The organism is Hydrogenophaga luteola (assembly GCF_042648585.1).
Classification (GTDB): domain Bacteria; phylum Pseudomonadota; class Gammaproteobacteria; order Burkholderiales; family Burkholderiaceae_C; genus Hydrogenophaga; species Hydrogenophaga luteola.
Genome location: NZ_JBHRXX010000002.1, coordinates 974,163 through 988,722 on the forward strand (window position 1 = coordinate 974,163; position 14,560 = coordinate 988,722).

General features: G+C 62.7%; 15 protein-coding genes. All 15 read left to right on the forward strand.

Features of this window, described 5'->3' with window-relative positions; translation table 11 throughout:
- Positions 1 to 84: 84 nt before the first annotated feature.
- Entirely contained in the window at positions 85 to 978 is an 894-nt protein-coding gene (gene tsf / locus ACFOPI_RS08465) for a translation elongation factor Ts (RefSeq protein WP_382172910.1), read from the forward strand.
- 168 nt (positions 979 to 1,146) lie between these two features.
- Positions 1,147 to 1,857 carry a UMP kinase gene (gene pyrH, locus ACFOPI_RS08470; protein ID WP_382172912.1) on the forward strand — a complete coding sequence of 237 codons (711 nt, stop codon included), beginning with the start codon at positions 1,147 to 1,149 and terminating at the stop codon, positions 1,855 to 1,857.
- Between the two features lie 42 nt (positions 1,858 to 1,899).
- Positions 1,900 to 2,460 (forward strand): ribosome recycling factor, encoded by a 561-nt coding sequence (frr, locus tag ACFOPI_RS08475; protein ID WP_382172914.1) that lies wholly within the window; start codon positions 1,900 to 1,902, stop codon positions 2,458 to 2,460.
- A gap of 47 nt (positions 2,461 to 2,507) precedes the next feature.
- On the forward strand, positions 2,508 to 3,275 hold the full coding sequence (uppS, locus tag ACFOPI_RS08480; RefSeq protein ID WP_382172916.1) for a polyprenyl diphosphate synthase: 768 nt from the start codon (positions 2,508 to 2,510) through the stop codon (positions 3,273 to 3,275).
- Complete coding sequence (locus tag ACFOPI_RS08485) at positions 3,268 to 4,110, forward strand: phosphatidate cytidylyltransferase (protein WP_382172918.1); 843 nt, start codon at positions 3,268 to 3,270, stop codon at positions 4,108 to 4,110. The genes uppS and ACFOPI_RS08485 overlap by 8 nt, the downstream gene beginning before the upstream one ends.
- The gene (gene ispC, locus ACFOPI_RS08490; RefSeq protein WP_382172920.1) at positions 4,107 to 5,294 is read left to right on the forward strand and encodes a 1-deoxy-D-xylulose-5-phosphate reductoisomerase; all 1,188 of its coding nucleotides are present in this window, start codon (positions 4,107 to 4,109) and stop codon (positions 5,292 to 5,294) included. The genes ACFOPI_RS08485 and ispC overlap by 4 nt, the downstream gene beginning before the upstream one ends.
- A 67-nt stretch (positions 5,295 to 5,361) precedes the next feature.
- On the forward strand, positions 5,362 to 6,726 hold the full coding sequence (rseP, locus tag ACFOPI_RS08495) for an RIP metalloprotease RseP (RefSeq protein WP_382172922.1): 1,365 nt from the start codon (positions 5,362 to 5,364) through the stop codon (positions 6,724 to 6,726).
- A 14-nt stretch (positions 6,727 to 6,740) separates the two neighbouring features.
- Positions 6,741 to 9,041 (forward strand): outer membrane protein assembly factor BamA, encoded by a 2,301-nt coding sequence (gene bamA, locus ACFOPI_RS08500; RefSeq protein ID WP_382172923.1) that lies wholly within the window; start codon positions 6,741 to 6,743, stop codon positions 9,039 to 9,041.
- Positions 9,041 to 9,559, forward strand: coding sequence for an OmpH family outer membrane protein (locus tag ACFOPI_RS08505; RefSeq protein ID WP_308330082.1), 519 nt, complete (start codon positions 9,041 to 9,043; stop codon positions 9,557 to 9,559). Before bamA ends, ACFOPI_RS08505 begins: the two co-directional genes overlap by 1 nt.
- A gap of 10 nt (positions 9,560 to 9,569) precedes the next feature.
- Positions 9,570 to 10,613, forward strand: coding sequence for a UDP-3-O-(3-hydroxymyristoyl)glucosamine N-acyltransferase (gene lpxD / locus ACFOPI_RS08510; protein WP_382172925.1), 1,044 nt, complete (start codon positions 9,570 to 9,572; stop codon positions 10,611 to 10,613).
- An 11-nt stretch (positions 10,614 to 10,624) separates the two neighbouring features.
- Positions 10,625 to 11,062: a 3-hydroxyacyl-ACP dehydratase FabZ gene (fabZ, locus tag ACFOPI_RS08515; RefSeq protein WP_308330080.1), complete on the forward strand. Its 438-nt coding sequence runs from the start codon at positions 10,625 to 10,627 to the stop codon at positions 11,060 to 11,062.
- Between the two features lie 18 nt (positions 11,063 to 11,080).
- Positions 11,081 to 11,869, forward strand: a complete 789-nt coding sequence (lpxA, locus tag ACFOPI_RS08520) for an acyl-ACP--UDP-N-acetylglucosamine O-acyltransferase (protein WP_382172927.1) — start codon at positions 11,081 to 11,083, stop codon at positions 11,867 to 11,869.
- A gap of 16 nt (positions 11,870 to 11,885) precedes the next feature.
- Positions 11,886 to 13,025, forward strand: coding sequence for a lipid-A-disaccharide synthase (lpxB, locus tag ACFOPI_RS08525; RefSeq protein WP_382172929.1), 1,140 nt, complete (start codon positions 11,886 to 11,888; stop codon positions 13,023 to 13,025).
- Positions 12,997 to 13,626, forward strand: a complete 630-nt coding sequence (rnhB, locus tag ACFOPI_RS08530) for a ribonuclease HII (protein WP_382172931.1) — start codon at positions 12,997 to 12,999, stop codon at positions 13,624 to 13,626. Before lpxB ends, rnhB begins: the two co-directional genes overlap by 29 nt.
- Positions 13,623 to 14,402, forward strand: a complete 780-nt coding sequence (locus tag ACFOPI_RS08535) for a TrmH family RNA methyltransferase (protein ID WP_382172933.1) — start codon at positions 13,623 to 13,625, stop codon at positions 14,400 to 14,402. Before rnhB ends, ACFOPI_RS08535 begins: the two co-directional genes overlap by 4 nt.
- The last annotated feature ends 158 nt before the right edge of the window (positions 14,403 to 14,560 follow it).

Here is a 14,560-nt window from a genome sequence, read left to right on the forward strand (position 1 = left end):
TCCAGTAGCCCCTTTTTCACAAGCAAAAACCGATCAATTGATAGTGTGGGTTCGCTTGGCGGGCCCGGACAACGGAGAACTGAAATGGCAATTACCGCAAGCATGGTCGCAGAACTGCGTGCCAAGACCGACGCCCCCATGATGGAGTGCAAGAAGGCGCTGACGGAGGCCGATGGCGATATGGCCAAGGCCGAGGAGCTGCTGCGTGTCAAGCTGGGCACCAAGGCTGGCAAGGCCGCCAGCCGCGTGACCGCTGAAGGCGTGGTCGCCGCTGCCATCGATGGCAACACCGGTGCTCTGATCGAAGTCAACTGCGAAACCGACTTCGTGACCAAGAACGACAGCTTTCTGGCCTTGGCCAGCGCTGCAGCCAAGCTGGTGGCTGAGCACAACCCCGCCGACATCGAGAGTCTGGGTGCGCTGGCCTACGAGCAGGACGGCTTTGGACCCACGCTGGAAGAAGTGCGCAAAGGCCTGATCGGCAAGATCGGCGAGAACATGTCGTTCCGTCGTTTCAAGCGCTGGGCCAACGGTGGCCAGCTGGCTTCCTACCTGCACGGCACGCGCATCGGTGTGGTGGTCGAGTTCGACGGCGACGCCACGGCCGCCAAGGATGTTGCCATGCATGTGGCCGCCATGAAGCCGGTGTCGCTGACCTCGGCCGACGTTCCTGCGGAGCTGATCGAGCGCGAGCGCTCTGTGGCTGCTGCCAAGGCGGCCGAGTCCGGCAAGCCAGCCGACATCGCAGCCAAGATGGTGGAGGGTTCTGTTCAGAAGTACCTCAAGGAAGTCTCTCTCTTCGACCAGGTCTTCGTGAAGGCCGCCGATGGCAAGCAGACGGTGGGCGCGTACCTCAAGGCCGCCAACACCACGGTCAAGGGTTTCACCCTCTACGTGGTGGGCGAAGGCATTGAGAAGAAGGTGGACGATTTCGCTGCCGAGGTGGCCGCCCAGGTGGCCGCTGCCAAAGGCGCCTGATCCCGCAGCAGTGTCGAGCCAATCATGACAACGGGCCGTAAGGCCCGTTGTCATATCTGGTATCCGAATTTTCCGGCCTCCGGTGGCGCCTGGCCTCGAATCGCCCGCGGCTCCTCGCTACACTTGCCGGCTGCACATACAACAAGAGCCGTCACACAGGAATTCTCCATGCCCTCCTACCAGCGCATTCTTCTGAAACTCTCCGGTGAAGCCCTGATGGGCGACGATGCGTTCGGCATCAACCGCGCGACCATGGTCCGCATAGTCGAGGAGATCGCCGAAGTGACCCGTCTGGGTGTCCAGGTGGCCATCGTGATCGGGGGCGGCAACATCTTCCGCGGCGTGGCCGGTGGGTCTGTCGGCATGGATCGGGCTACGGCTGACTACATGGGCATGCTGGCCACGGTGATGAACTCGCTGGCTCTGGCGGATACCATGGACAAGGCCGGGCTGGTGGCCCGTGTGATGTCGGCGATCGCCATTGAGCAGGTGGTGGAGCCGTACGTCCGGCCCAAGGCGCTGCAGTACCTCGAAGAAGGAAAGGTGGTTGTCTTTGCAGCAGGCACTGGAAACCCGTTCTTCACGACCGATACAGCCGCAGCCTTGCGAGGAGCCGAGATCGGTGCCGAAATTGTGCTCAAGGCCACCAAGGTTGACGGTGTGTACACCGCTGATCCCAACAAGGACCCCAAGGCCACCCGCTATGCGGCGTTGACGTTTGACGAGGCCATGGCAAAAAACCTTCAGGTGATGGACGCGACGGCCTTTGCCCTCTGTCGAGACCAGAAGCTGCCTGTCAAGGTGTTTTCAATTTTCAAGCCTGGAGCACTGCGCAGTGTGGTGCTGGGCGGGGACGAAGGAACACTCGTCCACGTCTGACCGACGCTTGGTACAGAGAACCTGTCTTCCATAGGAGCATTCATGAGCATCGCCGAGATCCGACAGAACGCCGAACACAAGATGAACCAGTCGCTGGAAGCGCTGAAGACCAGCCTTTCGAAGGTGCGCACTGGCCGGCCCAACCCGCAGATCCTGGACACCGTGCATGTCGAGTACTACGGCTCCATGCTGCCTTTGTCGCAGGTGGCCAATCTGTCCTTGCTGGATGCCCGCACCATTGGGGTCGCCCCATGGGAAAAGGGTATGGGTGCCAAGATCGAAAAGGCGATCCGGGAGTCGGATCTGGGCCTGAATCCGGCCAGTCAGGGGGACCTGATTCGTGTGCCAATGCCACCCATGACAGAAGAGCGCCGCAAGGAATTGACCAAGGTCGTCAAAGGCGAGGGCGAGGCTGCGAAAGTGGCTGTGCGCAATTTACGTCGCGATGCCAACGAGCACGTCAAAAAATTGCTGAAGGACAAGCTGGTGTCGGAAGACGATGAGCGCCGTGCCCAGGACGACATCCAGAAGCTGACCGACCGGATGATCGGGGAGGTCGACCGGATTGTCGCCTCCAAGGAGCAGGACATCCTGGCGGTCTGATTCGTACCCATTTTCTTCCCCCATTCCAACACCAAGTCCGCTTGCCGATGTCTTCAAATTCCCTGACCGGCGCGCCGAATGCCACAGGCGTGCCGAGGCACGTAGCCATCGTCATGGATGGGAACGGCCGCTGGGCAAAGAAGCGTCTTTTGCCCAGGGTGGCGGGGCACAAGCAAGGGGTGGATGCGCTCCGCCGAACTGTCAGGGCTTGCCTTGAGCGCCAGGTCCAAGTGCTCACGGTGTTTGCTTTCTCGTCCGAGAACTGGAATCGTCCCGCTGAAGAGGTTTCCGGGCTGATGGACCTATTGGTGCTGGCCCTTTCACGGGAAGTGCCCAAGCTCGACAAGAACGGAGTGAGACTGCATTTCCCTGGCGATTCATCCGGATTGTCTCCGCGGCTGTTACAAGGCCTTCGCAAGGCCGAGCAGACTACCGCTCACAACGAGCGTATGGTGCTCAATGTGTGCTTCAACTATGGCGGGCGTTGGGACATCGTGAACGCAGCCAGGCAGCTGTTGGTCCAAGGCAGGGACATCACGGAAGCTGGTTTGTGTGAAACAACGGCGCTGGCTCACGTGGGCGATCCCGACTTGCTGATTCGCACGGGTGGTGAGATGCGCATCAGCAACTTTCTGCTCTGGCAGTGCGCGTACTCCGAGCTGTTTTTTACACCCTGTCTGTGGCCGGATTTTGACGCCGCCGAACTGGATCGGGCTTTCCAGGACTATGCAGGGCGCGAGCGCCGTTTCGGATTGATCTCCGAACAGGTGAGTCCGTCCAGCCCGGTGGCAGCGCCCAGCGGCTCGCATGCTTAAGCAACGCATCATCACCGCACTGGTGCTCTTGGCTGTGGTGCTGCCGGCCATGTTTAGTGCCTCTGTCGTGCCGTTTGCGGCCTTGGCAGTGGTGATGGTTTCCGCTGCTGGGTGGGAGTGGGCTCGCATGAATGGCCAGTCAGGGGGGGCGGCCTTGCTGATAGGCGCCGGGCTGGGTGGAGTGTTGCTGCTCTTCTGGTGGTGGGATGGGCTGGATCGCTCGTGGCCCGCCGTCTGGTGGGGTGCTGCAGGGGGGTGGCTGTTGCTGTCGGTCTTGATGCTCAGGCGTGGAGTGGTCGGTTGGCAGCAGTGGCCAATGGCTTGGCGATTGCCGGGTGGTCTATTGGTTCTCGCATGTGCCTGGCTTGCGCTCGTGCAAGCCCGGCAAACAGGCTTGGTGTTTCTGCTTTCGGTCTTGACCCTTGTGTGGGCTGCGGACATCGCCGCTTATGCCGGCGGAAGGACGTTTGGCCGCCGCAAGCTCGCGCCGACTCTGAGTCCGGGCAAGAGCTGGGAAGGTGTGGTCAGCGGGCTTCTCGGGGTATTTCTGCTGGCGCTGTTCTGGCTTTGGTTCGACCAGAGCTATCCGTCGGATGCGCCCAGTCTTTTCAGCCGTCTGTGGCAGGCAGGGCCGGGCTGGGTGGTCTTGGCACTGCTTCTTCTGACCGCGGCCAGTGTGGTGGGCGACCTTCTGGAATCATTGGTCAAGCGCAGTGCGGGCATGAAGGACTCGAGCCGGTTGTTGCCTGGACATGGTGGGGTGCTGGACCGGGTCGATGCCTTGTTGCCTGTGCTGCCTGTCGCCATGCTGTTTGCCCATCTGCTGGAGAGATGATCGTGCCTGTGCAGAACATCACCGTCCTTGGGTCGACCGGATCAATCGGTACCAACACGCTCGACGTCATTGCGCGTCACCCTGAAAGATTTCGCGTGTTTGCCCTCACGGCAGCGACGCAGGTCGAGTCCATACTCGAGCAATGCAAGGTGCATCGTCCGGTGTACGCCGTGATGGCCAGCCCGGAGCATGCCCGGGTGCTGGCAGACAGGGTGAAGGCGGAAGGTCTGAAGGTTCAGGTGTTGTCGGGGCCCCGTGCACTCTGCGAGGTCAGTGCCGACCCAGAGGTCGACGCCGTGATGGCGGCCATTGTCGGAGCGGCGGGGCTTGAGCCAAGCGTTGCTGCGGCAAGGGCTGGCAAGAAGCTTCTATTGGCCAACAAGGAATCGCTGGTCGTGGGTGGTGAGTGGTTCATGGAGGCCGTGGCAAAGGGGGGCGGCCGGTTGCTGCCGATTGACAGTGAGCACTCGGCGGTTTTTCAATCCTTGCCCGAAGACCCTTCGACTTGGCCCCGGCGGGTGGAGAAGATCCTGCTGACCGCATCGGGCGGCCCTTTCAGACAGCGCGATCCGTCCACTATGCACTCGGTGACGCCGGAAGAAGCTTGTGCCCATCCGAACTGGGTGATGGGACGCAAGATTTCGGTTGACTCCGCCACCATGATGAACAAGGCGTTGGAGGTCATCGAGGCAAGGTACCTGTTTGGTGTGAACCCGTCTCAAATCGAGGTGGTGATTCATCCCCAGAGCGTGGTGCATTCGATGGTCCAGTTTCACGACCGTTCGGTGGTGGCTCAACTGGGGACACCCGATATGCGTGTTCCGATTGCCTACGGCCTCTCATGGCCTGAGCGCATGCAGTCTGGTGCAAATGCGCTGGATTTTTCGGCATTGAGTGCCCTGACATTCGAAAAGCCCGACGACCTTCGTTTTCCCGGCCTGCGCTTGGCCTGGGAGGCTCTGGAAGGGCCTCTCGGAACCACCGCAGTGCTCAATGCCGCGAACGAGGTGGCGGTGGCGGCCTTTTTGGAACGCCGGCTGCGCTTCGATCACATTCACGTGGTCAATCGTGCAACTTTGGAGGCCCTGTTGCCCTCTAAGGTCGATGGTCTGGAAGCGCTGCTGGCGCTGGACGAGCAAGCGCGAGCGATGGCCTCGGCTTGCGTAGATCGCTGCAGCGGCTGAGCCTGCCCTGTTCGGCTGAAGAGGTCAGGGGCGTGGCGCGCCGCCGATTTGTTTCTTCGAGGGACCAATGACCACATTGATTGCCTTTGTCGTGGCCCTTGGCCTGCTGATCGCCGTACACGAGTACGGCCACTACCGGGTGGCGGTGGCCTGCGGGGTCAAGGTACTTCGCTTTTCTGTTGGATTTGGAAAGCCGCTGCTGCGTTGGCAACGCGCCGGCAGTCCGACCGAGTTTGTGTTGTGTGCTTTGCCTCTGGGCGGGTATGTGCGGATGCTGGATGAGCGCGAAGCACCGGTGGATCCGGCGGAGCGTCATCTGGCGTTCAACACGCAGCCACTGCGTTCGCGAGCGGCCATCGTTGCGGCAGGTCCAGTTGCAAATCTGCTGCTCGCTGTGGTGTTGTATGCCGTGGTGAACTGGAGCGGTGTGGAGGAGCCCAAGCCCGTGCTCGCTTCACCCGTGGCAGGTTCAGTGGCGGAAAAGGCTGGACTCGTTGGCGGGGAGTGGGTGCAGAGCGCTCACGTGAGTGGTGAAGAAGTATCGCCCGTGAGGTCGTTCGAGGATCTCCGTTGGCGTCTGACGCAGGCGGCGTTGTCCGGTCAGGACATGCAGCTGCTGGTATCCCGTAATGAGGGGGGCGTTGCGCGCGAGCTCACGTTGTCCCTGAGCCAGATCGACGTCAAGGAGGCCGACGCCACACTGTTCAGGCGCATTGGCATCCTGTCCCCGTGGACCGATCCGGTGATGGGGGAGATCATGCCGGGAGGCGCCGCCGAGGCTGCCGGGTTGCAGGCGGGAGATCGTGTGTTGCGAGTCGACGGCAAGGTGGTGTCTGACGGCGGTGCGCTGCGGCAGAGAATCCGCGACAGTGTCGGTGCCGAGGGGCAGGCGATCAGGCAGGCGTGGGAGGTGTCCCGCGACGGCAGCACACTGAGTCTCACCGTGGAGCCCAAGCCCGAGAAATCGGGTGATGCGTGGATCGGTCGCATCGGTGCGTATGTCGGCTCCGCTCCGGCGATGACGACGGTGCGCCACGGCGTGCTGGAAGGGCTATGGCTGGGTGTTCAGCGCACCTGGGAAGTGTCTTGGTTGACGCTGAAAATGATGGGCAAGATGCTGATCGGAGAGGCATCCCTCAAAAACATCAGCGGCCCGCTGACCATCGCAGACTACGCAGGCAAATCGGCGAGCATGGGGCTCACGTCCTACATTGTGTTTCTAGCCCTGATCAGCGTCAGTCTCGGGGTCCTGAATCTGCTGCCGTTGCCGGTCCTCGATGGGGGGCACCTGATGTATTATCTTTGGGAGGGTGTGACCGGCCGCGGGGTGTCCGACGTCTGGCTGGAACGGCTGCAGCGAGGGGGAGTGGCGGTGTTGCTGGCCCTCATGTGCGTTGCCCTCTTCAACGATATCACCCGCCTCGTGGGCTGAACGATCTCTCTCACATGAAACCATTTGCCTCCAGCCTGCGTGGGCTCAAACTGTCCGCCATTGCCACGTCCCTGTTGATGGCCCTGCCTGCCTGGGCGGTTGATCCATTCACGCTCAAGGACATTCGCGTCGAAGGCCTTCAGCGCGTCGAACCGGGCACCGTGTTTGCCTCCCTCCCGTTCCGTATCGGTGATCAGTACACCGATGACAAAGGGTCTTCCGCCATTCGGGCTCTGTTTGGCCTGGGGCTCTTCTCCGATGTGCGGCTGCAGATCAACGGAGACGTTCTCGTGGTGATCGTGGAAGAGCGTCCGTCGGTGGCCGATGTGAGCTTCACGGGCATCAAGGAGTTTGATGCCGAGGTGCTCAAGAAGGCCTTGAGGGAGGTCGGGCTCGCCGAAGGCAGGCCGTTTGACAAGGCGCTGGCCGATCGCGCCGAGCAGGAGCTCAAGCGTCAGTACATCAATCGCAGCATGTACGCCGCCCAAGTGGTGACCACCGTAACCCCGGGTGAGCGCAACCGGGTCAACCTCAACTTCAACGTGGTTGAAGGTGACGTGGCGAAGATCAAGGACATCCGCATTGTCGGCAACCAGGCGTTTTCAGAGTCGACCTTGCGCGACCTGTTCGATCTGGATACCGGGGGCTGGATGAGCTGGTATACCAAGGCTGACCGCTACTCCCGGGCCAAACTCAATGCCGACCTCGAAACCCTGCGCTCGTACTATCTCGCGCGTGGCTACCTTGAGTTCAAGGTCGAGTCCACCCAGGTGGCCATTTCTCCTGACAAGCAGGACATGTCGGTCACCATCAACATCAGCGAAGGCAATCGCTTCGTTGTGTCTTCGGTCGCGCTTGAGGGTGAGTACCTAGGCAAAGAGCAGGAGTTCAAGTCGCTCGTCAGCATTCGCGCCGGTGAGGCCTACAACGCCGAAGAGGTGGCGCGTACCGTCAAGGCCTTTACCGACTACTTCGGGGCGTTCGGTTATGCGTTCGCCCAAGTCGAGGCAGTTCCTCTCATTGATCGTGCCAACAACAGGGTGGCGTTTGCGCTGAGGGCGCAGCCGTCGCGTCGGGTGTATGTCCGTCGGATCAACGTGGAAGGCAACAACAGGACGCGTGATGAAATCATCCGCCGCGAGTTCCGGCAGTTCGAGTCGGCCTGGTACGACAGTGATCGGATCAGGCTCTCGCGCGACCGCATCGACCGGCTGGGCTTCTTCACCGAAGTGGGCATCGAGACCGAGCCTGTGCCTGGCACCAATGACCAGGTGGACATCACTGTGACCGTGGCCGAGAAGCCCACGGGCAACCTGTCCATCGGTGCGGGCTATTCTCAAGCCGACAAGCTGTCGCTGATCGCCAGTATCAAACAGGAAAACGTCTTTGGTACCGGCAACTATCTCGGGCTGGATCTGAACACCAGTTCCTACAACCGGCAGTTTGTTCTGAGCACCACAAATCCCTACTTCACCCAGGATGGTGTCTCCCGGACCTTCGACCTGTACTACAAGACCACGCGCCCCTATGACGCCCAGGGCGGGGACTACGAGATCGCCACACCAGGTGTTGGCGTGCGGTTTGGCGTGCCTTTCACCGAAACCGACACCGTGTTCTTCGGAGCCGGCGCTGAGCGGGTCAAGGTGAAGGAAGGGGACCAGCTTCCCGAGGCCTACAGGGACCAGAGCGGTACCTACTTGCCAGCCACCATTGGCTGGGCCCGCGACAATAGGGACAGCGCGCTTGTGCCAACGGAGGGGCGACTGCAGCGGCTTAACTCCGAATTCGGTTTGGGCGGCGACCGGCGATATGCCAAGCTGACCTATCAGTTCCAGCAGTACCTGCCCATCACACGCCAGTACACCTTTGCTTTCAACACGGAACTGGGTGTTGGCAAGGGGCTAGGTGGCAAGCCGTTCCCGGTATTGCGCAACTTTTACGGCGGTGGTCTCGGGTCGGTTCGCGGCTTTGAGCAGGGAACCCTTGGCCCCACCTCGGCGGTCATCGGATCGACCACCGGCGAAACCGTCAACATCGGCGGAGCCCGCAACATCGTCTTCAATGCTGAGTTCATAGCACCCTTCCCGGGAGCTGGCAACGACCGCACATTGCGCTGGTTCGCGTTCATCGATGCCGGCAATGTCTACGGCGAATCTGAGAGCGTCGACTTCAGCAAGATGCGTTCATCGGTGGGCATCGGCCTGAGCTGGATCTCGCCGGTGGGGCCGCTGCGTTTCGCGCTGGCCAACCCTGTGCGCAAGTTCTCCGGCGATAGAATCCAAAAATTCCAGTTTCAGATCGGAACCTCCTTTTGATGAAGACCTCTCAGCGCCGTTTCGCCCGTCACCTGGCCGTTTTTCTCGCAGCCACCTGCGTGACCTTGACGGCGGTGGCCCAGGATTTTCGGGTGGGGTTTGTCAACACCGAGCGCATCCTGCGCGAGGCCAATATGGCGAAGGCGTCACAGACCAAGCTTGAGCAGGAGTTCTCTCGCCGCGAGAAAGACCTGCAGGGTCTTGCAGCCCAGCTCAAGGCCGCGTCCGAGAAGCTTGAACGCGACGCACCGACACTGCCCGAAGCGCAGCGAGTGACCCGCCAGCGGCAATTGGTAGACCAGGATCGCGATTTCCAGCGCAAGCAGCGTGAGTTCCAGGAGGACGTCACCATGCGCAAGAACGAAGAGGTTCAGCAACTGCTCGAAAAGGCCAACCGCGTGATCAAACAGGTGGCCGAAACCGAAAAGTACGACCTGATCCTTCAGGAGGCGGTCTATATCAACCCCAAGCACGACATCACCGACAAGGTGCTCAGTGGCTTGAACAGCGCCAAATAAGGGTTTGGTCATGTCCCGGTCTCTGGGCGCCATCGTCGACGCCCTGGGAGGGGAACTGGTTGGGGACGCTGGTCTCTCGATCCGTCGTCTGGCTCCACTCGCCTCCGCCCTGCCAGATGAGCTTTCATTTGTCGCCCAGGCACGTTACGCCAGCCAGATCCAGACCACGGCAGCAGGTGCACTGATCGTACCGGCCGCGCTCAAGGAGGCTGCGGGTTTGCGTGGCGCCTGCATCGTTGCTGACGATCCCTACCTCTACTTTGCCCGTCTGACCCAGTGGTGGCGAGCGGTGCACGAGCCGGCTGAGGAGCCCAGGGTCGACCCTTCCGCGAGCATCCATCCGTCTGCGCACATCGGGGATCGGGCTTCGATCGGACCGTTTGCCGTGGTGGGCGCAGGGGTCCGGGTCGGTGCCGACGCACGGATCGGGCCGCACTGCGTGCTGGGCAGGGAGGCCTCTGTGGGAGAGGGCACGCTGCTTTACGCCCGGGTCAGCGTCGGCGACCGCTGCGTGGTGGGCCGGCGCTGCATCCTCCATCCCGGGGTGGTCATCGGTGCAGACGGCTTTGGTTTCGCGCCTCACCAGGGCGAGTGGGTGAAGATTGAACAACTGGGTGCGGTCCGCATTGGCGATGACGTCGAGATCGGTGCCAACACTTGCATCGACCGAGGCGCGCTGGACGACACGGTTATCGGCAACGGGGTCAAGCTCGACAACCTGATACAGATTGGTCACAACGTGCGCATCGGCGATCACACGGCAATGGCAGGTTGCGTCGGCGTGGCAGGCACGGCGACCATCGGCGCGCATTGTTCGGTCGGTGGAGGCGCGATCGTGCTCGGACATCTCACGCTCGCAGACCGGGTGAACATCTCTGCTGCGACGGTCGTGACCCGGTCGATCCATCAGCCGGGGTTGTACACCGGCATGTTTCCCATCGACGACAATGCGGCTTGGGAAAAGAACGCTGCATCGCTCAAGCAACTCGGTCGCTTGCGCGAGCGCCTGCGTGCCCTCGAACAACGCATCGACAACGATCTTCCGAAAAGCTGAGCATCATCACAATGGACATCCACCAGATCCGAAAGCAACTGCCTCACCGTTACCCGTTCCTGCTGGTGGACCGTGTGCTGGAAATCGACAAAGGCAAGCGTATCAAGGCGCTGAAGAACGTCACCATCAATGAGCCGTTCTTCGGAGGTCACTTTCCGAACCGCCCGGTCATGCCGGGGGTCCTCATGCTGGAGGCCATGGCCCAGGCGGCGGCGTTGCTGGCATTCGATACGGCCGGCGTCACGATGGACGACAACACGGTGTACTACTTTGCTGGTATTGATGGGGCCCGCTTCAAGCGCCCAGTCGAACCCGGGGATCAACTGGTGATGGACATCGAGCTGGACCGGGTGCGCGCCGGCATCTACAAGTTCAAGGGCGTGACCCGGGTGGGTGACGATGTCGTCTGCGAGGCCGAGCTGATGTGCACCATGCGCACGGTGTCCTGAGTGCTGGGGGCTGCTGACGTGACGCAGATTCATCCCACCGCGCTGGTGGACCCCTCTGCCGAACTCGACGCATCGGTTTCGGTCGGTCCGTACACCATCATCGGGCCTCATGTGCGGATTGGTTCCGGCACGTCGATTGGTGCGCACTGCGTGATCGAGGGGCGCACCACCATTGGTACCCACAACCGCATCTTCCAGTTCAATTCGATTGGTGCGGTGCCGCAGGACAAGAAGTACGCGGACGAGCCCACCGAACTGATCATCGGCAACCACAACACCATCCGCGAGTTCTGCACCTTCAACTTAGGTGTGCCGGGCGCGGGCGGTCGGACCACGGTGGGGGACCACAACTGGATCATGGCCTACACCCACATTGCGCACGACTGTCATGTCGCCAACCACACCACGCTGGCAAACAACACCACCCTGGCAGGGCATGTGTTGCTGGCCGACTGGGTGACCGTGGGCGGACTCACCGGCATTCACCAGTTCGTCTCGGTGGGGGCGCACGCGATGATCGGTTTCGCGAGTGCAGTGTCCCAGGACGTTCCCCCGTTCATGCTGGTGGACGGCAATCCCCTGGCGGTGCGCGGGCTGAACACGGTGGGGCTCAAGCGGCGTGACTTTTCCGCGGCGCGCATTGCAGCCATCAAGCAGATGCACCGGCTTCTCTACCGGCAGGGGCTCACCCTGGAGGCGGCACGGGCTGGCATCGATGCGCTGGCGGCCGAAACGCCCGAGGCGGCAGAGGACGTGGCCCTGATGAGCCGCTTCCTGTCCGCAGCCACTCGCGGCATTGCCCGCTGACCACGCAACTCCAAACATGAATGCGTCCCGCCGTGTAGCGCTGGTCGCCGGCGAGACGTCGGGTGATCTGCTGGCTGGCCTGCTGCTGCAGGGGCTCCGGGGGCGTTGGCCCGATGTGACGGCTGTCGGGATCGGTGGCGCGGCGATGACGAAGCAAGGTTTCGAGGCCTGGTGGTCCAGCGACAAGCTCGCCGTGAGAGGCTATGTCGAAGTGCTGCGCCACTACCGCGAGATTGCGGGCATTCGCGCGCAGCTTCGACAGCGTCTGGTGCTGGAGCGGCCCGACATTTTCATCGGTGTGGACGCGCCGGATTTCAACCTCGATCTCGAGAGCGGCCTGCGTTCGGCTGGTGTGAAGACGGTGCATTTCATCTGCCCGTCGATCTGGGCATGGCGTCCGGAGCGGGTGGAAAAGATCCGCCGCAGCGCTGACCACGTGTTGTGCATTTTTCCGTTCGAGCCCGAGCTGCTCGCGCGCCACGGTATCGAGGCCACCTACGTTGGGCACCCGATCGCCAGCGTGATTCCTATGGTTCCAGATCGTCTGGCCGCACGCCGCGCACTGGATATCGAAGGCGAGGGGCCGGTCGTGGCCATTCTTCCGGGCAGCCGGCGCTCGGAGGTGCAGTACCTGGCCCGTCGCTTCTTCGATGCTGCGGTGCTGATGCGGTCGCGCCGTCCAGGGCTTCGCTTCGTGGTGCCCGCGGTCCCGGCCTTGCGCGAGGCCATCGAGGGTCATGCCCGGGATGCCGGACTGCCGGATGTGCTGATTGTCCAGGGGCGCTCCCACGAGGTGCTGGCCGCGTGTGACGTGACGCTGATCGCATCTGGCACGGCCACACTGGAGGCGGCGCTGTTCAAGCGCCCGATGGTGATCGCCTACAACATGCACTGGCTGTCTTGGATCATCATGCGCCGCAAGCAGCTACAGCCCTGGGTTGGACTGCCCAACATCCTGTGCAACGAGTTCGTGGTTCCCGAACTGTTGCAGGACGCTGCGACGCCAGCGGCTCTGGCGGATGCCACGCTCGCCTGGCTGGATGCTCCCCAGCGTGTCGCGGCACTGGAGGAGCGCTTCACCCAACTGCACCATCTGCTCAAGCGTGACACGGCACGCCTGGCCACCGATGCGATCGAAAAAGTTCTTGCGGGCTGAGCAGGCCCGTCTCGCCTGGGATGTTCCCGGGTTGGTTGCGGGTGTGGACGAAGCCGGCCGCGGCCCCTTGGCCGGACCGGTGGTCGCGGCGGCCGTGATTCTGGACGACCACAAGCCGATCAAGGGGCTGGCCGACTCCAAGAAGCTGACCGCGTTGCGGCGAGAAAAGCTGTTTGATGAGATCCGGGCCAAGGCGTTGTGCTGCAGTGTGGCGCTCGCGACCGTGGAGGAGATCGACCGGCTCAACATCCTGCAGGCCACGATGCTGGCCATGCAGCGCGCGGTCAAAGGCTTGCGCCTCAAGCCGGCCAAGGTGCTGGTGGACGGCAACCGCCTGCCGGTGCTGGACGTGGTGGCAGAAGCGATCGTGTCCGGTGACGCGCTGGTGCAGGCCATCTCCGCCGCCTCCATCCTGGCCAAGGTCACGCGCGACCGCATGCTCGACGAGCTTCACGCCCAGCACCCGCTCTACGGGTTTGATCGCCACAAAGGCTACGGCACCGCGCAGCACCTGGCGGCCTTGCGCAAGCACGGCCCGTTGCCAGCGCACCGGCGCTCGTTTGCACCTGTGGCCCAGGCGATGCAGGAGCGTGGCGCATGAACGAACCCACCCAGATCACCTCGCGGGACAACCCCTTGCTCAAGCGCCTGCGCCTGCTGTCCCAGGACAGCACGGCCTACCGCAAGCAGGGGCAGGTTTGGCTGGAAGGGGACCATCTCTGCCGTGCCATGCTGGCCCGCGGGCAGCGTCCGTCCACCGCAGTGTTCACTGAGCGTTGCTGGTCCGATTCACCGCACGACCTGCGCGACGCGTGCGAGCACCGGGTGGTGATTCCGGAAGCCTTGATGGCCGGTCTCAGCGGACTGGAATCGCCGGCCGGCATGGGCTTCGTCTGGGACCTGCCGGCCCACCCAATGCTCGAGCCGATCTCCGCGACAGTGGTGGTGGACCGCCTGCAGGACGCCGGCAACGTGGGCTCCATCCTGCGCAGCGCTGCGGCCATGGGGTTTGGCCAGGTGCTGGCGCTCAAGGGCACCGCCGGCCTTTGGTCGCCCAAGGTGCTGCGGGCCGGTATGGGGGCACATTTTGCCCTTCGTCTCGTCGAGGGGCTGGCGCCGGACGACCTCCGGGCGCTCTCTGTGCCGATGCTGGTGACCAGTTCCCACCGGGGCGAGTTCCTGCACCGCTCCGAGCTGCCCTGGCCTTGCGCCTGGGTCATGGGGCATGAGGGGCAGGGCGTGCGCCCCGAGCTGGAGGCCCTGGCGAGCCGGTCGGTCCGCATCACCCAGCCGGGCGGTGAGGAGTCGCTGAACGTGGCCGCCGCTGCGGCGATCTGTCTGCACGCCAGCGCGGCGGCGAGGACCCTGCCGCTATAATTCCGCGGTTTACCCGCAATCGACGCATCTCGCTGCGTCCGCCCCGGCTTCCTGCCCAGGTTCCCCGTCCCAAGCCTGCTGTCGCGATCCCCTGCGACGATGCGGGAGCGGGCGCGAATCTCCCCGGTTGTGCCCCATGGCGGGCGCGGGTGCGTCCG